Source organism: Pseudomonas fluorescens group sp. PF-69, assembly GCF_054481235.1.
The window spans coordinates 5,073,665-5,094,503 of record NZ_JBTMNC010000001.1 but is presented as its reverse complement, the minus strand read 5'-3'; the positions used below and the strand labels follow the sequence as shown (position 1 = coordinate 5,094,503).

Below are 20,839 nucleotides of genomic sequence, written 5' to 3'. Positions count from 1 at the left end.
ATACTGATCAAGGTTCGCGTTCAGCGTAAACAGGTCGTTTTTGCGACAGTCGCGGCGTTTTTGCGTATAGGCCTAACCGGGCATGCAGAAGGCAGCCGGGCGACTATGCTCCTGTGAAGTTCCCCGGTCGGAAAACAACCAATGCAATCAGGTGCTTCCCTGCTGACGCGACCCGCCCGGCTATTGCTCTGCGGCGTGCTCGCTCTCGGCGGTTGCGTACGGCTGGGACCGGACTTTCAACCGCCGGGCGAGGCCTGGGTCGATCACTGGAACACGCCGGCGATCGAACACGCCAGCCAGCGCACCCTGCAACCGGACATCCGCCAGTGGTGGCAAGTCTTCGCCGACCCGGTGCTCGACCAGTTGATCGCCGCAGCGGATGCGCACAATTCCAGCCTGAAGATCGCCGGCCTGCGGGTGATGGAAGCTCGCGCGCAGTTAGGCATCGCCCAGAGCGGACGCTACCCGCAACTGCAACAGGTCGCCGCCGACAGCGTGTACGTCGACCGCCATCAATCCGGGGGCAACAACCCGGTCGACAGCCAGTTCTGGCAGCACAGCGCCGGGTTCGACATCGGTTGGGAACTGGATTTCTGGGGCCGTTTCAGCCGGGCCATCGAGTCTTCCGATGCCAGCTACTTCGCCGCCGAGGCCAACTATGAAGACGGCCTGGTGCTGCTGCGGGCACAAGTGGCGGACACCTACTTCGTCCTGCGCACCACCGAAGCGCGTTTGCGCGTGGCCAGGGAAAACGCGAAACAGCAGCTACGCAACTACGAGATCACCGAAAGACTGTTCAAAAGCGGTCAGACTGCCGAACTCGACCTGCAGGGGGCCAAGACCCAATACCTCGCCACCTTGAGCACCATCCCCGTCCTGGAAGACCAGTTATCGCGCACCCGCAATGCCTTGACCGTGTTGATCGGGCAACCACCCGGTGCACTGCCACTGGTCGTCCAGAGCACCGGGTTGATTCCGTTGGTGGACCGTGCCGTGTTGCAGGACGTGCCGGCCAATCTGCTGTTGCGCCGCCCGGACGTGCGCGCCGCCGAACTGAATGTCGCCGCGCAGTCCGCATTGATTGGCGTGGCCGAAAGCGATTTCTACCCGTCGCTGTCGTTGCTGGGCAGCATCGTCTGGTCGACCGATACCTTGAGCGGTACGTCGCGCAGTTTTGATCTGATCGGCGGGCCCAGCCTGCGCTGGAACGTGTTCGACCATGGCCGTATCAGCAACAACGTGCGGGTCCAGGATGCGCGCTTGCAGCAATTGATCGAGGCCTACCGCGACAAAGTTCGCCAGGCGGCTCGCGAAGCGGATGATGCCGCCAACGGCTTGACCTACGCGTTGCAGCGCGAACGCATCCTGCGCGAGGCCGAAGGCGCGGCCAAACGCTCGCTGGACCTGGCTGTCATCCTGTATCGCGAAGGTTATTCGGATTTCCAGCGCGTGCTCGATGCCCAGCGTGCGCTGCTCGAACTGCAGGATAGCTACCTGCTCAGTCGAGGCGACGCGGTGAGTAATGTGATTGCCCTGTACAAGGCCATGGGCGGCGGCTGGTACAGCGCCCAGCCCAGGGTCGACGCAGCCACGCGCCAACAGATGGAACAACGCACCGACTGGGGCGACCTGCTGAACGAGCCCCCGGCCGCGCAGCCCGCCTCCCCCCTTGCCCAACCAGGTAAACAGCCATGAGTGAAGCCGCCTCCACCCCGCCGCCAGCGGAACCCGCCGCCGACCCGACGAAAAAAGGCGTGAAATGGGTGCTGCTGCTGATTGTCGTGAGCCTGGCCTGGTACCTGCTGGCTGACCGATTCACGCCCTATACGCAGCAGGCACGGGTGGGCGCTTTTGTCATTCCGGTGGCGGCGGAGGTTTCCGGCCGGGTGATCCGCGTCAACGTGCGCAACAACCAGGACGTCAAGGCCGGCGACGTGATTTTCGAGATCGACCCGCAGCCCTATCAGATCGCAGTCGACCGGGCCCGGGCGGACCTTGAATCCACCCGTCGTCAGGTCGGCGCCAGCACCGCCGGAATAGCCTCGGCACAAGCCAACTTGCGCGCGGCGCAGGCCAACGAACTCAAGGCCACGCAGGACAACCAACGGCTGGAAGGCTTGTATCGCCAGGACCCCGGAACCATTTCCGTGCGCCTGCTGGAAGTGTCCCGCGCCAACCGCGAACAGGCCGTCAGCCAGGTCGCCGCCGCCCGCGCCGAAGTGCAGCGCGCCCGCGAGCAGGAAGGCGGCAACGAGGAGTCCAACGCCCTGCTGCGCAGCGCCGCCACCGCCCTGTCGAAGGCCGAACTGGATCTGTCCAACACCCGGGTCCATGCACGCTCGGCCGGTTTGATCACCGACCTGCGCACCGACGTCGGCCAGTTCGCCGCGGCCGGGAACCCGGTGATGACCCTGATCGCGATCCACGATGTCTGGATCAGCGCCGACATGACCGAGAACAACCTCGGTCTGGTCCGCCCCGACAGCCCGGTACTGATCGCACTGGATGCGCTGCCCGGCGAAGTGTTTGCCGGGCGCGTGCGCAGTGTCGGTTATGGGGTCAGCGTCGGTCAGCCAACCGCACCCGGCAGCCTGCCCACGGTGCAGAACAGCCGCGACTGGCTGCGTCCGGCCCAGCGCTTTCCGGTGATCATCGAGTTCTCGCCGGACGCCTTGGCCATGCTCAAGGACAACCGTGCCATTCGCTCCGGCGGCCAGGCCGAGGTCATGGCCTTCCCGTCCGAGGGCAACGTCCTCAATCCCCTGGGCCGGATGTTTCTCTGGCTGATGAGCTGGCTGTCTTATGCCTACTAAGCGCTCGCCAAGGGCTCAGCGCGCGTTGCGCCTGGCCTGCGGCACCGCGCTGTGCCTGGCCGCGAGTTTCGGCCTGGCGTTGCCGATCCCGTTCCTGGCGCCGGTGCTGGGTGCCTTGCTGCTGGTCAGCCTCAATCGTCCGTTGCCGTTCAAGGCCGCCCTGGTACTGGCGGTGACCGCGATGCTGACCACCGGCATCGGCCTGCTGTTGATCCCGGTGCTGCGCTATTACGCCTTCAGCGGTGTGCTGTTGATCGGCATCGGCCTGCTCATGGTCTTTCGTTTCGGCCAACGGGGCGGCAACAACCTGGTGGTGACCTTTCTGGTGATCGGCCTGACCATGATCCCCTCGGCCGGGGTCGCCGACTTTGGCCTGGCGGCGATGGTCATCAAGGCGCTGATCTGTGGCTTGCTGCTGGCGGTGATGATCGGCGCATTCAGCCACTGGCTGTTCCCCGAACCGGAGAATGCCCCAGCGCCGCCGCCCGCCGCCGCACTGCCGGAGGCCGAGGTTGACCGGGTGGCGCTACGAGCCACCCTGATTGTGATGCCGACCTTTCTGCTGGCGCTGATCGATCCCGCCAGCTACCTGCCCATCGTCCTCAAAGCCGTCAGCCTCGGCCAACAGAGTTCCAGTACCAACACACGCGACGCCGCGCGCGAGCTGATCGGCTCGACCTTGCTTGGCGGTCTGCTGGCGATCCTGTTCTGGAGCGCACTGAGCGTTTTCGTGCACCTGTGGATGTTCTTTCTGTGGATGCTGCTGTTCGCCCTGATCCTGGCGCGCAAGCTCTATGGCCTGAACCCGGGCCGGCTAAGTCCGGGCTTCTGGCTCAATACCCTGATCACGCTGATTATCCTGCTGGGGCAGTCGGTTCAGGACAGCCTGTTGGGCAAGGACGTGTACACCGCGTTCGCGATTCGCATGGGGCTGTTTATCGCGGTGACGCTGTATGCGTGTTTGATGGTGCATTGGCTCGATCAGCGACCGGCCACAAAAAACAGTGCGAGCCTGCACTGATCTTGTGGCCTGTACTGATCTTGAGACTCCCGGCAAGGCGGTGGTCCGACAAGCGCCCTTGCCAAAAGGTCGGTCTACACCTGCTCAAGGATTAACCTGATACCCCTTCCCCTGCAGGCAGCTGGTATAAGCGGTGGAAGTGGTCGAGGCGTTGGTTTTCTCCTGGGCTCGCCGTTCCTGGCGCTGGCGCGAACCACCGACCACGGCACCTGCGGCGGCGGTCTGTTTGGCGCGGTCCTGGCGGTAGTCCTGTTTGGTGTCCTCATCGACGCGATCATAGAACTCGTCATGTTGACGTCCGCGTACCTGCGCCGCCGTGGCACCGGCGGCCGCCCCCGCCGCCGCGCCCTTGACCCGTCCACCGGAAGGCGTCGAGGTCGTCGATGCGCTGCTGGCAGCGATGCTATGGCATTCGTTGATGTCGAGTTGAGTCTGTTGCGAACTCTGGCCCTTCATCGGTACGACCGTTTGTGCCCAACCCTGGGCACTGAAAACCGACAATACGACGCACAGGCCGATGGGCGACAATCTGTTCATGATGTCCTCCGGATGGGCGCGACTGGCCCTCAGAGAGTGTAGATCAGCGCTCCTCGCCAACCGCCATGACCAGATTATTTCCGACCCATTGCACCGCGACCGCCTCCAGGCCGGCCGGGGGCCGATGCTGCGGCAGGCCCCCAATCCCCTTGTGGGAGCGAGCTTGCTCGCGAGGGCGTCAGGTCAGGCAACATCGATGTCGAATGTGCCGGCCCATTCGCTGGCAAGCCAGCTCCTGCTGGTTGTGTCGTGTCATTTGGGCAGCGGATAGAGCTTCTCATCAAACTGCGACAGCTTTGGAAACACCAACGGTTGATCATCACTCAGATGCTGCAGCCGCTGGCTGTAATCCACCAGAAACTGCTGACGCGCTTCATCGCTGATGTACGGCACATGCCAGGCCACAAACGGCTCCAGCACATCGAAACCGACATAAGCCAATGTCCCACGCAGTATTGGGCGCAGCATGTCTTCCAGCGGACCATGAATCGCGTCCTCGCCGAACATGTGTTCGCGCCCGCCCAAGGTCACCGTCACCAGCGCCTTCTTGCCGGCCAAACCACCCTGATCGTAGAAACGCTTGCCGCCGTAGCAGATACCGGACACCAGCACCCGGTCGATCCAGCCCTTGAGGATGGCCGGGGTGGAGAACCAGAAGATCGGGAAGTTGAGGATCAGCAGGTCGGCCCACAGCAGTTTGTCCAGCTCGGCCTGGATGTCCGCCGCCAGCGACTGGCTTTTCACCCCCAGGCGTTGTTCCAGGGCGTACACCAGGTACTCGGGGTTTTCCCGCGAGGAGAAGTCATCGGCGCTGGCCACCGGGTTCCAGTTCATTTTGTACAGGTCGCTGACCTGCACTTCATGGCCCTGCGCTTCAAGGGTCGCGACCGCTTGATCGCGCAAGGCCGCGGTGAAGGATTGTGGCTCTGGATGAGCGTGGACGATCAGTACTTTCATGGTGATTCCTTAGACTTTTTCCAGCGTAGGGTTTGAATTCGGGAGCGCGCGGCTGGCCAGCAAGCGGTCGAGCCAGTCGGGGTCCATTTGCGGTTCGGACGAAAACAGCAGTCCGGTGTAATCCTGGTGCGGCGGAGTGAAAATCTGGCTGCGTGAGCCGTGGTCGACCACCCTGCCCCGTTGCATCACCAGCACCTCATCGGCAATCGCGCGCACGGTGGCGACGTCGTGGGTGATGAACAGGTAGGCCACGCCCAGCTGTTGCTGAATACGATTGAGCAGTTTGAGCACGCCTTCGGCCACCAGTTGATCCAGTGCCGAGGTGACTTCGTCGCAGATGATCAACTGCGGGTCGGCCGCCAGTGCCCGGGCGATGCAGATCCGTTGTTTTTGCCCACCGGACAGTTCCCGGGGCTGACGCTCCATGAAGGTGGCCGGGTCGAGTTCGATCATCTCCAGCAGCTCAACCACCCGTGCACGCATGGCCTTGCCCTTGAGCCCCAGGTAAAAGGTCAGCGGCCGACCGATGATATCGACGATGCGCTGGCGTGGGTTCAGCGCCGTGTCGGGAATCTGATAAATCATCTGTACGCGCCGCAGCTGCTCCTTGCTGCGCTGGCGAAAGTCCGCCGGCAATGGCTGGCCGTCATACAGCACCTGGCCCGAGGTCGGCGGCAGCAGACCGGTGATCAGTCGCGCGGTGGAGCTTTTGCCGCTGCCGGATTCGCCGATGACCGCCAGCGTCTGGCCACGGTACAGCTTCAGCGAAACGTCATGCAGCACCGGCTGACGACCGTAACTGGCGCAGCTGTTGCGCAGTTCCAGCAGCGGTTGCTCCTGCTGCGGACACGCCTTGGGTTCGGTGCGGAAACTGCGTACCGCCCATAACGACTTGGTGTAGTCCTCCTGCGGATCGCCGAGCATCTTGCGGGTTTCAGCTTCTTCCACCAGTTTGCCGTGGCGCAGCACCATGATGCGGTCGGCCATCTGCGCCACCACCGCCAGGTCGTGACTGATGTAGATCGCCGCGCTGCCGTAGGTTTTCACCGCATCGCGAATCGCCGCCAGCACTTCGATCTGGGTGGTGACGTCCAGCGCAGTGGTCGGCTCGTCGAAGATGATCAGGTCGGGATGGCACGCCATGGCCATCGCCGTCATCACCCGCTGCAACTGACCGCCGGAGACCTGGTGCGGATAACGCTGGCCGATCTGCTCGGGATCGGGCAGGCGTAGCACCCGATACAACTCCACCGCTTCGGTCATGGCCTGGGCACGGCTCATGCCGCCGTTTATCACGGCGGTTTCGACATGCTGATCGATCAGCCGATGGGCCGGGTTGAACGAAGCGGCCGCGCTTTGCGCGACGTAGGCAATGCGCAAGCCACGCAACTTGCGCAGGGCTTCGGGCGTGGCCTTGAGCAGGTCGATGCCGTCGAAATGCACCGAGCCGCCGGTGATTTTGCAGCCGTCACGGGTGTAGCCCATGGCCGACAGGCCGAGGGTCGACTTGCCTGCCCCCGACTCGCCGATCAGCCCCAGCACTTCGCCGCGCTGCAGGGTCAGGTCGATGCCCTTGATCAGCGGATGCCAGGCGTCTTCGTAGTGACCTTCGATGTGCAGGTTGCGGATTTCCAGCAAAGGTTTGCAGGTCGTCATGTTCAGCATTCCTTGAGGCCGCTGGATTGATGCAGCATCCAGTCGACGACGAAGTTGACGCTGACCGTGATCAACGCCACGGCCAGGGCGGGCAGCAACGGGCTAATGTCGCCAAAGGTGATCAGTACGGCGTTGTCGCGCACCATGCTGCCCCAGTCGGCGGTGGGCGGTTGAATCCCCAGGCCGAGGAATGACAGCGCACTGATGAACAAAAACACAAAGCAGAAGCGCAGGCCGAACTCGGCAATCAATGGTGCCGCCGCGTTCGGCAACACTTCCCGAGTTACCAGCCACCACAGGCCTTCGCCCCGCAGGCGCGCCGCTTCGACGAAGTCCTGGACCACGACGTTCATCGCCACCGCCCGGGACAGGCGAAACACCCGGGTCGCATCCAGCAGCGCGATCACCAGCACCAACGAGGTCGCCGTGGTGCCGACCACACTGAGAATCAGCAAGGCAAAAATCAGCTGCGGGATCGCCATCAGGATGTCCACCACCCGCGACAGCCCCTGATCGACTGCACCGCCCTTGATCGCCGCGACCAGGCCGCTCAGGCCACCGAGCAGGAACGCCAGCACCGTGGTCAGGAAGGCAATGCCCAGGGTGTTGCGCGCGCCGTAGACCAGGCGGCTGAACATGTCGCGCCCCAGGTTATCGGTGCCCAACAGGAACTGCCCGCCCCACGGCGCGAAGCCCTCGCCCACCACCTGGGTTTCGCCGAAGGGCGCCAGCACCGGGGCGAACAGCGCCACCAGGATGTACACAACGATGACCAGCAATCCGAACTTGGCACTCAGCGGCGCCCGGACCATTTGTTTAAGCACGCTCATGGTCTACCCCTTTGGATGCATCAGACGTGGGTTGCTGGCAATCGACAGCACATCGGCGCTGGTATTGAGCAGGATGTAGGTCGCCGCGAAGATCAGGCTGCAGGCCTGCACCACCGGGATATCGCGCTTGGCCACCGAGTCCACCAGCAACTGGCCGAGGCCGGGATAGACAAACACCACTTCGACCACCACCACGCCGACCACCAGGTACGCCAGGTTCAGCGCCACAACGTTGACGATCGGTGCCAGGGCGTTGGGCAAAGCATGGCGGAAGATGATCCGCGACTGGCGGATGCCCTTGAGCCGGGCCATTTCGATGTAGGGACTGGCCAGCAGGTTGATCAGCGAAGCGCGGGTCATGCGCATCATCTGCGCGATCACCACCAGGCTCAGGGTCGCCACGGGCAGCACCGAGCGCTCCAGAATCGTGCCAAGGGACGCATCCGGCGCCAGGTTGGAAATGCTCGGGAACCAGTTGAGCTTCACCGCAAACACCAGGATCAGGATGTAGGCGACGAAGAACTCGGGAAACGACACCGCACTCAGCGCCGAGGTGTTGAGCACACGGTCGAACCAGCTGTTGCGGTACAACGCCGCGAGCATCCCCAACAGCAATGCCAATGGCACCGACACCATGGCCGCCAGCAGCGCCAGGCTGAAGGTGTTGCCCAGGCGTGCCCCGACCAGTTCGGCGATCGGTCGCTGGTTGGCCAGGGAAACACCGAGGTCGCCTTGCAACAGGTTCCAGATCCAGTGCCCGAAACGGGTCAGTGGCGGCATGTCCAGGCCCAGTTGCGCACGGAACGCTGCCACGGTTTCCGGGGTGGCGGATTGGCCGAGCATGGCCTGGGCAATGTCGCCCGGGAGCATGCCGACCGCGAGAAAAATGATCACTGACACCGCAAACAGCGATAACAGCCCCAATGCCAAACGCTGCGCCAACAGCTTGAAAATACTTCTCATCGTGCAGTTCCTTGAATTGGGCACGCCTTTGAAAACTGCAAATGTTCACTGTGGGAGCGAGCCTGCTCGCGATAGCGGTGTATCAGCCACGATAAATGTGTGCTGACAGCTCTCTTCGCGAGCAGGCTCGCTCCCACAGTTGATCTGCACAGGTTTCAAGATCCGGTTTTACGCCTGCCACCAGCGCTCGATTACGCGCAATCCATCCAGCTCGCCGTAAGGCGCCGTCTGCCCACCATGCGCGACCCGGTTGGAGCGCGCCGCCACGGAGCTGGCGAACAGCGGCACGATTGCCCCGCCGTCATCCCGGCACAGCGACTGCATTTCGTTGTACATCTCGCGGCGCAGCGGGTCGTTCATCTCGCCACGGGCAGCGTTGAGCAGTTGATTGAAACGCGGGTTGTCCCAGTGGGTTTCGTTCCATGCCGCGCCCTTGGCGTAACCGATGCTGAACATGCGGTCGGCGGTCAGGCTGCTGTACCAGAACGACGTCGTGAACGGTTGCTTCATCCACACGTTGGTGAAGAAACCATCGGCCGGCTCGCGTACCACATCGATGTCGATCCCGGCCGCGCGGGCCTGCTCCTTGAACAGCACCGAGGCATCGACGGCGCCGGTATACGCCGCGTCCGAGGCTTGCAGGCGCACCTTGAGCGAGTCCATGCCGGCCTTTTTCAGGTAGAAACGCGACTTGTCCGGATCGTAGCTGCGTTGTTCCAGCGCGGTGTTGATGAAGCGGCTGCCGGGCTGGATCGGGTGATCGTTGCCCACCAGGCCATAGCCATACAGCACCGAGGACAACAGGGTTTCACGGTTGATCGCGTGCTTCATCGCCATGCGCACGTCATTGCTCTGGAACACCGGGCTGTCGGTGAGCATCGGGAAGGTGTAGTGCTGCGCGCCCTTGGTTTCCTCGATGACCAGGTTCGGATTGCGCTTGAGCAGGGCCACGGTTTTCAGGTCGACCTTGTTGATCACGTCCACTTGCCCGGTGACCAACGCGTTGATTCGCGCGGCGCCATCGCCAATGGCGATCAGTTCGGCGCTGGCGAAGTGCGCCCGTCCCGCTTTCCAGTAATCCGGGCTGCGCTCCAGGGTCATGCGCACACCCGGTTCGAAGTTCTTCAGGCGATAACCGCCGGTGCCGATACCGGCCTGCCAGTCCGGCAAGCCGTCCTTGCTCGGCATGATCACCAGATGGTAATCGGCGACCACGTAGGTGAAGTCGGCGTTGCCCGAATGCAGTTCGAACACCACGCTGTCGCTGCCGTTGGCGCTGACCTTGGCCACGTCGCCCAATACGGTCTTGGCCGCCGAACTGGATTTTTCCCCGAGATGATGTTGGATCGAAGCGACTACATCGTCGGCGGTCAGGCTCTTGCCGTTGTGGAAGGTCACGCCCTGGCGCAGTTTGAAGGTCCAGACCCGGGCGTCCGGGGTCGAGGTCCAGCTTTCAGCCAGTTCAGGGATCGCCGAGCCGTCGATGGCAATTTCGGTCAGGGTGTTATAGATCGCCGAGAACCCGACGAAGGTGAAGGTATCGACCCAGGAGCCAGGGTCTTTCGAGTCGGTGGTGCTGGCACCGGCCAGGCCCAGGCGCAGCACCCCTCCGGGCTTCGGCGTCGCTTCTGCCGCCATGGCGCCCAATGGCAGACCCATGGAGTACGCGCCGGCCATCGCTGCGGCCGCTGCGCTGTACTTTAAAAAGTCACGGCGCGCAAAGCTGAATTCATGGTTCGCTTGAGTAATCTTGTTTTTGTTATCGCTCATTGCATTGCCCCTGATGGAAAGCTAAGGAAATACCCGTTCAAAACCACCACGCGAAACACCGGGCCATGGCCCGGTGCGAACAACCTTTGAATCCTTTACCGTCACACCTGGATCGCCTTCACTTCGACGAATTCATTCAGTCCCTCTTCCCCCCACTCCCGTCCGTTGCCCGATTGTTTGTAGCCGCCGAACGGCGCCTGATAGTTGAAGGCCGCGCCATTGAGGAAACATTGGCCCGCCCGCAGTTGCCGGCCCAGTTGCAAGGCCCGTTCGGCGCTGCCGGCCCAGACGCCGCTGGACAGGCCGAACGGCGAGTCATTGGCAATCTGGATCGCCTGCGCCTCATCCGCATACGGAATCAGGCACAGCACCGGGCCAAAGATTTCTTCCTGGGCAATGCGCATACGGTTATCGACCTCGGCAAACAGCGTCGGGCGAACGTAATGGCCGCGCTCGAAGTCCGGCGCCGAATCACCACCGCAGAGCAACCGCGCGCCTTCGGACTGACCGAGGCGGATGTAATCCTCAACGGTGCGACGCTGCCCCGCCGAACACATCGGGCCGAGGAAGCTCTGTGGGTCAAGCGGATCGCCCATGCGCAGGCTCAGGGTCTCGGCCAGGGCCAGTTCCAGCGCTTCGGCATAACGGCTGGCCGGCAGCAACATGCGCGTCAGCGCGGTGCAGGTCTGCCCGGAGTTGATCATCACGTCCTGTACGCCATAACGCACCGCCGCCGCCAGATCGGCATCCTCGGCGATCAGCAACGGTGACTTGCCCCCCAGTTCCAGGCACACCCGCTTCACCGAAGGTGCTGCCGCTTGTGCAACGCGCACACCCGCGCCGGTGGAACCGGTGAACGACACCATGTCGACGTCCGGGTGCCTGGCCAGGGCTTCGCCGACCTTGGAGCCCGGCCCGCTGACCAGGTTGAACACCCCGGCCGGCAGGCCGATGTCCTCGATCATCTGCGCCAGCAGAAACGCGTGCAGCGGCGTTTCCTGGCTTGGCTTGACCACCACCGTGCAACCGGCGGCCAAGGCCGGCGCGAGCTTGCCGATCAGTTGGTGCAGCGGGTAGTTCCACGGGTTGATGAACGCACAGACGCCAACCGCTTCGCGGATCACCAGCGAGTTACCGACTTCACGCACCTCGTCCATCAAACCGGCGAGTCCGATGTACTGCTCCAGGCCAATGATCGGCCCGTCGACCTGCACCGAACGGCACCATTGCACCGGCATCCCCAGTTCAGTGGTGATCACCGCGGCCATTTCATCGGCGCGGGCGCGCAATTGTTCGGCCAGCGCCCGGATATAACCGGCACGCACGCTGGACGGCGTCCGCGACCAGGGCCCGAAGGCCCGACGGGCAGCGGCCACGGCGTTGTCGACATCCCGCTCATCACCCAGGGGCACGCGGCCGGCGACTTCTTCGGTGGCCGGGTTGATCACCTCGGCGATGCCCTGCCCCGACGGGGTTTGCCAGCGTCCATCAATAAACAGTGCCTTGTGATCAAGCATCAACCTGAGCCTCCATCAATTCCCGGGCGCAACGGGCGATGCGCTGGCAGGCATCGCGCAACGGCGCCGTCCCCACCACCAACCCGAGGCGAATGTGTCCGGCAGCGCTCGGGCCAAAGGCTTCGCCGGCCAGCACCGATACGCCGTGGCGATCAAGCAGACGGTCGGCAAATGCCTGGGCGCTGAGGCCGGTTTCGCGGATATCGACCATCACGAACATGCCGCCATCGGGCTTCAGCGCACGCACGCCGGGGCAATCGGCCAGGCTTTCGCACACCAGATCACGGCGTTGCCGATAGGCTTCGCGCATGGCCTCCAGTTCCGGCAAATGGCTTTCCAGTGCGACCACCGCGGCGTCCTGGATAAAGTCCGGCGAGCCGTAGAGCATGCACAGCGCCAGGTTTTCCAGGTGCGCGGACAAAGACAGCGGCGCCACCACCCAACCCACACGCCAACCGGTCATGGCATGGGATTTCGACAGGCTGTTGAGGGTCGCGGTGCGCTCGGCCATGCCCGGCAGACTCGCCGGGCTGACGTGTTCGCCGTCAAACAGCAGTTCGCTGTAGACCTCATCGGAAATCAGCCACAGATCGTGGGCGATGCACAGTTCGGCCAAGGCTTCCCAGGTGCTGCGCGGCAGGCTCGCGCCCGACGGGTTGTGCGGACTGTTCAGCGCCAGGGCACGGGTCCGTGGCGTGATGCGGGCGGCGACGTCTTGCGGCAGTACGCGAAAGCCGTTTTCCGAGCGCACCGGCACCGGCACCACCTTGGCCCCGCACGCACCGAACACAGCTTCGTAGGTGACGTACATCGGCTCGGCGACGATCACTTCATCGCCGGGATTGAGCACGCACTGGGCCACGCTGAACAACGCGCACTGTGCCCCGGCCAGTACCGTGACCTGATCCGCCGCGACGGTTTGGCCGCTGCGTTGCTGATGACGCCTGGCGATGACTTCACGCAGGGCACGCTTGCCGCGCACCTGCGCGTAGTGGGTGTTGCCGGACAACAGGCTGTCGATGGCGCCCTGGACGATGGGTTGCGGCGTGTCGAAATCGGGGTCGCCGACCGACAGCAGCAAAATGTCCTTGCCTTGCTCCAGCATGGCCAGCGCGCGGTAGTGAATATCCCAGGCGGCGGCGCCGTCACCGGCGATGCGTTGAGTCAAATCGGAAAAGCGCATGGCCCTATTCCCTCCACAAAAGGTTGAACATCAGCGAACGCAGGCATGCTTGAGTTCGATCAGGGTGACGCCGTTGCGATTGAAGCCATGGCGCAAGTCGGTTTGCAGTTCCGCAAGGTTCTGCGGCTGCGTCACGGTGCAGCCGAAGGCACGGCCCAGTGCGGCGAAATCCGGGTTGCGCGGCAGCACGCCGATGGGCTCGATATCCAGCCCGATCATGTCGTCGCGAATCTGCCCCAGGGCGTCGTTGTTCCACAGCAACACCACCAGCGGGCTGTCCAGTTCCTCGACCGCCGTCGCCAGTTCCTGCGCGGTGTAGAGGAAACCGCCATCCCCCACCAACACCAGCCCCGGCCGTTGCGGTGCACCGAACTTGGCGCCGATGCCGGCCGGCAAGCCGTAGCCCAGGGTGCCGTAGCCGGTCGGATGCAACCAGCTGCGGGTGGCCTCACTGGCGAAGGCGTAGTTGCCGGTGTAGGCCAGCTGGGTCATGTCGGTGCTGATGAAGGCGTTGGCCGGCAATTCGGCGGCGATGCGCTGCAGAATCGCCTGATGGATCGACTGCAACGGGCCATGGCCGGCCTGGATGGCTTCACGCAATGCCGCCACTTTGGCAATCGCGGCGCCGGCGTCGCGGACATCCGGCGACAGGCGTTCGAGTACGGCGGCCAGGGTCTGCTGAGCGTCACCGTACAACGCCACGGCGCACGGGTAGAAGTCGTTGAACTTGCGCGGATCGATGTCCACCCGCAGCAGTTCGGCGTTGAGTGGCAGGCGTTCGCGCCAGAAATCGGTGTCGGCCATTTCCGTACCGACCGCCAGTACCACGTCGGCTTCGGCGATCAGGTTCCAACCCGGCTCCACGCACAGCGACGAACCGGCATTCAACGGTGCGTCCGGTGGCAGCAAGCCTTTACCGGCGACGCTGGTGAACAGCGGAGCGGCCAGTCGGGTGCTCAATTCGGCGAGTTCTTGCGCGGCATTCAGCGCGCCACCACCGGCGATGATCATCGGCCGTTTGGCGCCGTGCAGCCTGGCGACCGCCTCGTCCAGTGCGGTGGCCGTGGGGGTGCCGCGACCGGGGCGACGCACCACGTCATTGCTCCAGTCGCGAGCGACCGGTGCCGACAACACGTCCAGCGGCACCGAGATGTGCACCGGGCGGGGACGCGAGCTGTCAAACACCGCGTAGGCGCGGGCAATCAGTTCCGGCAGGTCTTCGGCGGTCAGGGCTACGGCCGAGAACGCGGTGATAGGCGCGGTCATGGCGCGCTGGTCCTGGCACTCGTGCAGGCTGCCCCAGCCCTTGCCGAGGCTGGCGCTGTGGTTGACGCTGGAAATCACCAGCATCGGAATCGAGTCGGCGTAGGCCTGGCCGATACCGGTGGCGGCGTTGGTCACGCCGGGACCGGTGATGATGAAGCACACGCCGGGTTTGCCGCTGACCCGGGCGTAGCCGTCGGCCATGAAACTGGCGCCCTGTTCATGCCGGGTCAGCACATGACGAATACCGCTGCCAGGCAAGCCACGGTACAGCTCCAGGGTATGGACGCCGGGAATGCCGAACACGGTGTCGACGCCATAATTGGCCAGCAGACGCACCAGCGCCTGGCCACCGGTCAAGGTTTTGCTTTGCATGTTCAGTTCCTCATTCATGGCCGAGGCGAATCAACGCGTCGACGGCAGTCGTGCCCTGGGCACCGACCAACAATGGGTTCACATCGAGTTCGAGCAATTGCGCGGCGTTTTCGCAGGCGTAGTCGGCCACGGCACGGATCGCCGCCACCAGCGCGTCGAGATCCGCCGCTTCGCGACCACGGAAGCCTTGCAGCAATGCCGCGCTGCGCAGGCTCAGCAACGCCTGGCGAATGGCCCCGTCGGTGGTCGGCAGCAACAGGCTGCGACTGTCCTTGAGCAGTTCCACCAGAATGCCGCCAGCACCCATCACCAGCGCCAGGCCGAAGTCGTTTTCACGCTTGATGCCGACAATCAGTTCGGCCAGCGGCGGCTTGGCCATTGGCTCCAGCAGCAACTGATCGAAGGCCACGCCCGGTGCGTACGCGGCAATGCTCGCGCGCATTTTTTCCAGTGCCGCGCTCAGGGCCACCTCGTCCTTGAGGTTCAGCGCCACGGCGCCGGCCTCGGTTTTGTGCGGCAATTGGGCGCTGACCGCTTTGAGCACCAGCGGATAACCCAGGGCGTTGGCGTCCTGCAGTGCCCGGTCCGGGGTGCTCAGTACGCCGTTGGGGGTGGGCAGGCCGAATTCGCGCAAGGCCTGCTTGGCGTCCCATTCGTTGAGCAAATGGCCTTCGCCTTGCAGCGCTTGCGGGCACAGCGGCACCAACGCCGATTCACCCAGGGCCAACAGGGCCTGACGGTTGCGCTGGTAATTGGCAATGCGCCCCCAGGCCGCCAAGCCGTCTTCAACGCCCTGCAATGCCGCCACGCCCTGCTCGTGCAAACGCTCACGAGCGTGGGCCGGGAGCAACTCGGGGAAGGCCGAGGTGACGAAACCGGTTTTGCCGTGGCGCTCCAGCGCCTTGCAGTAGAGGTCCAGCAGCAGGTCACATTCCTTGCGTTCGCCGGTGAACTCGGACGGGTAATCGAGCACCAGCATCGCGGCATCGGCTTCGGTGCGCAGGGCGCTGTCGAGCATGCGGTTCAATGCCTCGCCATCGCCCCAGATCGCCGTGGTGAAATCCAGCGGGTTGACCAGGTTGGCGTAGCTGGGCAGCACTTGCGCCAGCTCGCCGGTTTGACCGGCGTCGAGCTTGGGCAGCGCCAGTTCATTGCGCTCGGCGTAGTCGGCGATCAGCCCGGCGTCACCCCCGGAACAGGCCAGAGCGATCAGGCTGTTGCCCGCCGGCAGGTTGCCGCAGGCGGCGGCTTTCAGGGTTTCGACAAAGCTCACCGGGCCGCTGACGCGGATCACCCCGAGGCGTGCGAACAGCGCGTCGTACAGCGCATCGGAGCCGGACAGCGAACTGGTGTGACTCAGGGCCAGCTCGGCGCCGATCTGCGACACGCCGGTTTTCAAGGCGATGATCGGCACGCCCTTTTCCAGGGCCTTGTGCGCGGCGCGGGCGAACCCCGGAACGTTTTTCAAACCTTCCAGGTGCAGACCGATGGCGGTGACCCGTGGCTCATCGAGCAGCACGTCCATCAATTCGGCCACGCCCAATTGCGCCTGGTTGCCGACCGAGGCCATGTAGGCCACGGGCAGCGAACGGTCGCTCATGGACACGTTATAGGCAAAGTTGCCGCTCTGGGTCAGCACCGCCACGCCCTTCTCCACCGCTTTGCCGCCATGGGCCACCGGCCACAGCGCGCAGCGGTGCAGGTAGTCGAGCAAGCCGTAGCAGTTGGGGCCGAGCAAGGCCATGTCACCGGCGGCTGCGAGCAGTTGCTGTTGCAGGGCCTGGCCTTCAGCGCCGGTCTCGGCAAAACCCGAGGCGTAGCAGATGGCGCCGCCGGTACCGATGGCGGCCAGTTCGGCCACGCAAGTCAGGGTCAGGTCGCGGTTGGTCGCGATGAACACCGCGTCCGGGCCGCACGGCAGCTCAGCGACGCTGCGCACACACGGCACGCCTTCGAGGCTCTCGTGCTGTGGATTGACCAGCCACATCTGCCCTGGATAGCCGCCCTCGGCGCAACGCTTGAGGGCGCGCGCCATGCTGCGGCCGCCAACGAACGCCACATGCCGGGGTGCGAGCATGCGTTTGAGGTTGTCACGAATAGTCTGGGACATGGGGATTCTCCGGGCGATCAGCGCAGCAGCGGCCGCAGCAGTTCGCGGGAAATGATGTGGCGCTGGATTTCCGAGGTGCCTTCCCAGATCCGTTCGATCCGCGCGTTACGCCAGATGCGTTCCACCGGACCTTCGTCCATCAGGCCCATGCCGCCGAAAATCTGCACCGCTTCATCGGCTGCGCGACCCAGTACTTCGCTGGCAAACAGCTTGGCCATGCCGGCCTCGCCATCGGTCATGGTGCCCTGGTCCATTTTCCACGCGGTGTGCAGGGTCAGCAGTTCGGCCGCGCGAATTTGCGTGGCCATGTCCGCCAACTTGAACGACACGCCTTGATAGGTCCCGATGGGCTGGCCGAATTGCTTGCGGTCCGCCGCCCATTGCAGCGAGATGTCGAGCGCCCGTTGCGCCTGGCCGACGCAGTTGGCCGCGACCATCACCCGCCCGGCGGTCAGCCAGGCATTGGCCACGTCCCAGCCCTTGCCGACTTCACCGAGCACCTTGGAGGCCGGTACGCGGCAGTCGTCGAAGAACATTTCGAAGGTGTGATAACCACGGTTGCTCACGCACTTGGGACCACGGCGGATGGTCATGCCCGGGGTGTTGCGATCGACCAGGAACGAGGTCACGGCGTTGCGCTTCTTGCCGTTGTGCTCGTAGGTGTCGGTGACGGCGAAGACGATGGCGAAATCGGCATGGCCGGCGTGGCTGATGAAGTGCTTGCTGCCATTGAGGACGAAGTCGTCACCGTCACGCACGGCACGGGTCTTGATCGCGTTGGCATCGGAACCGGCACCCGGCTCGGTCAGGGCGAAGCAGTCGATCTTCTCGCCCTGGATGCACGGCAGCAGGTAGTCTTTGATCTGGTCGCCGGTGCAGGCCATGAGGATCTTCGATGGTCGCGCGACGAACACGTGCAGCGCCCAGGAGACCTTCGACAATTCACGCTCGATCAGCGCCTGGGACAGGTAGTCCAGACCGCCACCACCGACCTCTTCGGGCATGTTGAAGGCGTAGAAGCCCGCGGCAATGGCCTTGCCGCGAATCTGCGCGGCGAGCTCCGGGGAGACTTCGTCGGCGCGATCGACTTCGGTTTCATAGGGCAGCAGTTCCTTCTCGACGAAGCTGCGTACCGAGTCCACCAACATTTCTTGTTCTTGGGTCAGTTGGAAATTCATGGGTGTTACCTGTGTTCGTTTGCAAAGAGTGGTTGGCGAGGCGGTGCGGGCTTAGCGACCGATAAAGCGTGCCGGGCGTTTTTCCATGGCGGCGCGCAACGCTTCTCTGCCGTCTTCGCTGCGCCCGCAGAGCAGGCCGGCGGTCAGTTCCGCTTGCAGTTGCTCGGGCAGGCTGCGGTCGGCGCCTTCGCGCATGAGTTTTTTGGTCTGGGCAAAGGCAAAGGTCGGCCCGGCGGCCAGGCGTGTGGCGAGTTCGCTGGCCACGGTCTGCAGTTGATCGTCGGCGCAGACTTCGCTGACCAGGCCCGCCGCGAGGGCACGATCGGCGCCCCACAGTTCGTCGAGGAACAACAGGCGCTTGGCTTGCTCGGCGCCGATCAGGCGTGGCAGGTGCCAACTGGCGCCGGCGTCCGGCGAGTAGGCCATGCTGGTGTAGCCGGCCTTGAAGCGGGCCGACTGCCCGGCGATGCGCAGGTCGCAGCACAGGGTCAGGTCCATCCCGGCGCCGACGGCGGTGCCGTTGATGGCGGCGATGGTCGGTTTTTCCAGGCTGAACAAGCGGGTCATCAGGGCGTGTGCGGTTTCGGTCCAGCCGTAGGTTTCCAGCGCGCCACGGGCTTCGGCCTCGGCCCACTCATCGAGGTCGGCACCGGCGCAGAAGCTGCGACCGCTACCGGTCAATACCACCACGCGTACCGCTGGATCAGCGTTGTAGGTGTCGAGCAAAGCGTGAAGGCTTTTCAGCGTCGGGATGTCCAGCGCATTGCGCTGAGCCGTGCGATTGAGGGTGATCCAGGCAACGCCTGCTTCGACCTGACTGAGCAGAGAATCGTGAGTAGTCATGCGGGTCCTCGAATTATTTTGTTTGTCTTGAGGTGTTGCGACTTGAGGCCATACTAAACGAGTGTTCAGTAAGGCGGCAATCGCCGAAGAAATGGGCTGTAACAACTCAATAAATCAGCTAACACATTGTTTTTATTGAGTTATATGTCTATTGCGGAGCATGAGCCAAAACCGCTGTTACAACTTCGAACAACTGCCTACCGGGCCTCTCACCGAAGTTGCAGACGCAAACAACTGTGGGAGCGAGCCTGCTCGCGATGACGGCCGGACATTCAACATCGCTGCTGACTGCCGCACCGCTATCGCGAGCAAGCTCGCTCCCACAGGGGGATGTGCTTGAGAAAGTGAATTAAGCGCCTGGCAAACTCGGTGCCAGCACCGCTTCGCGCTTGCGATGGAACAGGAAGTACGCGCCATAGCACAGGGCGATAAAGCCGAAGCCCCAGTACAGGGATGGACGCTGGGTTTCATCCAGGGCCAGGAACACGAACAGCGAGCAGCACAGGGCGATGCACATCAGCGGCAGCACCGGGAACCACGGGGCGCGGTATTTCAGGTCGCTGAGTTTGCCGCCGTCACGCAGGTAGGCCTTGCGGAACTTGTATTGAGCCAATGCGATGACAATCCAGGTCACGGTGCCGGACATGCCGCTCACCGCCATCAGCACCATGAACAAGGTGTCGGCCGCGATGAAGCTGGTCAGCAGCGACACCAGCGCAAAGCACAGGGTGATGCTCAAGGCGCGCAACGGCACACCACGCTTGCTGAGCGGCGAGAGACTTTTCGGCGCCATGCCGGTTTTCGACATCGCCCAGAGGATGCGGGTCGAAGCATAGAGGCCGGAGTTGCCCACCGACAGAATCGCCGTAAGGATCACGAAGTTCATCAGGTCTGCGGCATAGGGGATGCCGACCATGTCGAACACCTGCACAAACGGACTTTCCATCAGGCCCGCCTGCTGCCACGGCACGATGGCCGACAGCACGATAATCGCCAGCACATAGAAAATCAGCACGCGGAACACCACGTTGCGCACGGCGCGCGGGATGCTCTTTTCCGGCTGGTCGGTTTCGCCGGCGGCCACGCCCATGATCTCGCAGCCCTGGAAGGCGTAGACCACAGTCATCATCACCGCGAATACGGCAGACAAGCCGTTGGGGAACAACGAATCGCCGATCAGGTTGGTCGCCATTGGCGCGGGTGCACCGCTGCTCAGCGGCATCACACCGAAAATCACCAACACGCCAACGACGATGAAACCAAGAATCGCCGCCACCTTGATCCCCGAGAACCAGTATTCGGCCTCACCGAAGGCGCGGGTGGCCATGGCGTTGATGCCGAACAGCACCACCACGAACAGCGCCGACCAGTACCAGATCGGCACCGCCGGGAACCAGCGCGTCATCAGCATGCCGGCAGCGGTGAATTCAAGGCCCACGGTGGTGGCCCAGCTCATCCAGTACACCCAGCCGATCATGAAGCCGGTGGCCGGACCGATGAATTTGGTGGCGTGGGTCTGGAACGAGCCGGACACCGGCATCTGCACCGACAGCTCCCCCAGGCAGACCATCACCAGGTACATCAGGAAACCGGCGACCAGGTAGGCCAGAATCGCCCCCACCGGACCGCCCTGGTTGATGGTGACGCCGGAGCCCATGAACAGGCCGGTGCCGATCACGCCCCCCAGGGACAGCATGAAAATGTGCCGGCTTTTCAGGGCACGGGTCAGTTGGATGCCTTTACGGTCGATGTTTTCACTCATGTCGGCACCTCAGCAGTCAGTGAGGTGCGCAGCGCAGGACAGGATGTCGTGGCGCGGGGAA

16 protein-coding genes are annotated in these 20,839 nt (G+C 63.6%); 3 read left to right on the top strand and 13 right to left on the bottom strand.

Annotation, left to right across the window (positions count from 1 at the left end; all coding sequences use genetic code 11):
* Window positions 1-141: 141 nt before the first annotated feature.
* From ACX3YF_RS24040 to ACX3YF_RS24030, 3 genes are read left to right on the top strand one after another with little or no spacing between them, the layout of a single operon-like run.
* Window positions 142-1,695, top strand: coding sequence for an efflux transporter outer membrane subunit (locus tag ACX3YF_RS24040; RefSeq protein WP_449105559.1), 1,554 nt, complete (start codon window positions 142-144; stop codon window positions 1,693-1,695).
* Window positions 1,692-2,813 (top strand): HlyD family secretion protein, encoded by a 1,122-nt coding sequence (locus ACX3YF_RS24035; RefSeq protein ID WP_449105560.1) that lies wholly within the window; start codon window positions 1,692-1,694, stop codon window positions 2,811-2,813. Before ACX3YF_RS24040 ends, ACX3YF_RS24035 begins: the two co-directional genes overlap by 4 nt.
* On the top strand, window positions 2,803-3,834 hold the full coding sequence (locus ACX3YF_RS24030) for a DUF2955 domain-containing protein (protein ID WP_448646582.1): 1,032 nt from the start codon (window positions 2,803-2,805) through the stop codon (window positions 3,832-3,834). The genes ACX3YF_RS24035 and ACX3YF_RS24030 overlap by 11 nt, the downstream gene beginning before the upstream one ends.
* 84 nt (window positions 3,835-3,918) lie before the next feature.
* On the opposite strand, the gene ACX3YF_RS24025 is transcribed toward ACX3YF_RS24030, so the two are convergent.
* The 13 genes from ACX3YF_RS24025 to ACX3YF_RS23965 all read right to left on the bottom strand — a co-directional run bounded on the left by ACX3YF_RS24025 (window position 3,919) and on the right by ACX3YF_RS23965 (window position 20,778).
* Window positions 3,919-4,371, bottom strand: a complete 453-nt coding sequence (locus ACX3YF_RS24025) for a hypothetical protein (RefSeq protein ID WP_448646583.1) — start codon at window positions 4,369-4,371, stop codon at window positions 3,919-3,921.
* Window positions 4,372-4,623: 252 nt separating this feature from the next.
* Complete coding sequence (locus ACX3YF_RS24020; protein ID WP_458974440.1) at window positions 4,624-5,328, bottom strand: NAD(P)H-dependent oxidoreductase; 705 nt, start codon at window positions 5,326-5,328, stop codon at window positions 4,624-4,626.
* Between the two features lie 9 nt (window positions 5,329-5,337).
* Window positions 5,338-6,984 (bottom strand): ABC transporter ATP-binding protein, encoded by a 1,647-nt coding sequence (locus ACX3YF_RS24015; RefSeq protein WP_458974439.1) that lies wholly within the window; start codon window positions 6,982-6,984, stop codon window positions 5,338-5,340.
* 2 nt (window positions 6,985-6,986) lie between these two features.
* On the bottom strand, window positions 6,987-7,814 hold the full coding sequence (locus ACX3YF_RS24010; protein WP_196586053.1) for an ABC transporter permease: 828 nt from the start codon (window positions 7,812-7,814) through the stop codon (window positions 6,987-6,989).
* Window positions 7,815-7,817: 3 nt separating this feature from the next.
* Window positions 7,818-8,777 carry an ABC transporter permease gene (locus tag ACX3YF_RS24005; protein WP_458974438.1) on the bottom strand — a complete coding sequence of 320 codons (960 nt, stop codon included), beginning with the start codon at window positions 8,775-8,777 and terminating at the stop codon, window positions 7,818-7,820.
* A 168-nt stretch (window positions 8,778-8,945) separates the two neighbouring features.
* The gene (locus ACX3YF_RS24000) at window positions 8,946-10,547 is read right to left on the bottom strand and encodes an ABC transporter substrate-binding protein (RefSeq protein ID WP_458974437.1); all 1,602 of its coding nucleotides are present in this window, start codon (window positions 10,545-10,547) and stop codon (window positions 8,946-8,948) included.
* Window positions 10,548-10,648: 101 nt separating this feature from the next.
* On the bottom strand, window positions 10,649-12,064 hold the full coding sequence (locus tag ACX3YF_RS23995; protein ID WP_458945164.1) for an aldehyde dehydrogenase family protein: 1,416 nt from the start codon (window positions 12,062-12,064) through the stop codon (window positions 10,649-10,651).
* Window positions 12,057-13,247 carry a pyridoxal phosphate-dependent aminotransferase gene (locus tag ACX3YF_RS23990; RefSeq protein WP_458974436.1) on the bottom strand — a complete coding sequence of 397 codons (1,191 nt, stop codon included), beginning with the start codon at window positions 13,245-13,247 and terminating at the stop codon, window positions 12,057-12,059. Before ACX3YF_RS23990 ends, ACX3YF_RS23995 begins: the two co-directional genes overlap by 8 nt.
* Window positions 13,248-13,277: 30 nt before the next feature.
* Window positions 13,278-14,885 (bottom strand): 5-guanidino-2-oxopentanoate decarboxylase, encoded by a 1,608-nt coding sequence (locus tag ACX3YF_RS23985; protein WP_458974435.1) that lies wholly within the window; start codon window positions 14,883-14,885, stop codon window positions 13,278-13,280.
* Window positions 14,886-14,895: 10 nt separating this feature from the next.
* The gene (locus ACX3YF_RS23980) at window positions 14,896-16,995 is read right to left on the bottom strand and encodes an acetate--CoA ligase family protein (protein WP_458974434.1); all 2,100 of its coding nucleotides are present in this window, start codon (window positions 16,993-16,995) and stop codon (window positions 14,896-14,898) included.
* A 17-nt stretch (window positions 16,996-17,012) separates the two neighbouring features.
* On the bottom strand, window positions 17,013-18,173 hold the full coding sequence (locus ACX3YF_RS23975; RefSeq protein ID WP_458945162.1) for an acyl-CoA dehydrogenase family protein: 1,161 nt from the start codon (window positions 18,171-18,173) through the stop codon (window positions 17,013-17,015).
* A gap of 51 nt (window positions 18,174-18,224) precedes the next feature.
* Window positions 18,225-19,016 (bottom strand): enoyl-CoA hydratase/isomerase family protein, encoded by a 792-nt coding sequence (locus ACX3YF_RS23970; RefSeq protein ID WP_458974433.1) that lies wholly within the window; start codon window positions 19,014-19,016, stop codon window positions 18,225-18,227.
* Between the two features lie 349 nt (window positions 19,017-19,365).
* On the bottom strand, window positions 19,366-20,778 hold the full coding sequence (locus ACX3YF_RS23965; RefSeq protein ID WP_448646592.1) for an amino acid permease: 1,413 nt from the start codon (window positions 20,776-20,778) through the stop codon (window positions 19,366-19,368).
* Window positions 20,779-20,839 lie beyond the last annotated feature (61 nt).

Coding starts and splice junctions, on each gene's coding strand:
- ACX3YF_RS24035 (WP_449105560.1), top strand. CDS start 1,692: ATGAGTGAAGCCGCCTCCACCCCGCCGCCAGCGGAACCCGCCGCCGAC.
- ACX3YF_RS24025 (WP_448646583.1), bottom strand. CDS start 4,371: ATGAACAGATTGTCGCCCATCGGCCTGTGCGTCGTATTGTCGGTTTTC.
- ACX3YF_RS24020 (WP_458974440.1), bottom strand. CDS start 5,328: ATGAAAGTACTGATCGTCCACGCTCATCCAGAGCCACAATCCTTCACC.
- ACX3YF_RS24005 (WP_458974438.1), bottom strand. CDS start 8,777: ATGAGAAGTATTTTCAAGCTGTTGGCGCAGCGTTTGGCATTGGGGCTG.
- ACX3YF_RS24010 (WP_196586053.1), bottom strand. CDS start 7,814: ATGAGCGTGCTTAAACAAATGGTCCGGGCGCCGCTGAGTGCCAAGTTC.
- ACX3YF_RS23980 (WP_458974434.1), bottom strand. CDS start 16,995: ATGTCCCAGACTATTCGTGACAACCTCAAACGCATGCTCGCACCCCGG.
- ACX3YF_RS23995 (WP_458945164.1), bottom strand. CDS start 12,064: ATGCTTGATCACAAGGCACTGTTTATTGATGGACGCTGGCAAACCCCG.
- ACX3YF_RS23985 (WP_458974435.1), bottom strand. CDS start 14,885: ATGCAAAGCAAAACCTTGACCGGTGGCCAGGCGCTGGTGCGTCTGCTG.
- ACX3YF_RS23965 (WP_448646592.1), bottom strand. CDS start 20,778: ATGAGTGAAAACATCGACCGTAAAGGCATCCAACTGACCCGTGCCCTG.
- ACX3YF_RS24000 (WP_458974437.1), bottom strand. CDS start 10,547: ATGAGCGATAACAAAAACAAGATTACTCAAGCGAACCATGAATTCAGC.
- ACX3YF_RS23970 (WP_458974433.1), bottom strand. CDS start 19,016: ATGACTACTCACGATTCTCTGCTCAGTCAGGTCGAAGCAGGCGTTGCC.
- ACX3YF_RS24030 (WP_448646582.1), top strand. CDS start 2,803: ATGCCTACTAAGCGCTCGCCAAGGGCTCAGCGCGCGTTGCGCCTGGCC.
- ACX3YF_RS24015 (WP_458974439.1), bottom strand. CDS start 6,984: ATGACGACCTGCAAACCTTTGCTGGAAATCCGCAACCTGCACATCGAA.
- ACX3YF_RS23990 (WP_458974436.1), bottom strand. CDS start 13,247: ATGCGCTTTTCCGATTTGACTCAACGCATCGCCGGTGACGGCGCCGCC.
- ACX3YF_RS24040 (WP_449105559.1), top strand. CDS start 142: ATGCAATCAGGTGCTTCCCTGCTGACGCGACCCGCCCGGCTATTGCTC.
- ACX3YF_RS23975 (WP_458945162.1), bottom strand. CDS start 18,173: ATGAATTTCCAACTGACCCAAGAACAAGAAATGTTGGTGGACTCGGTA.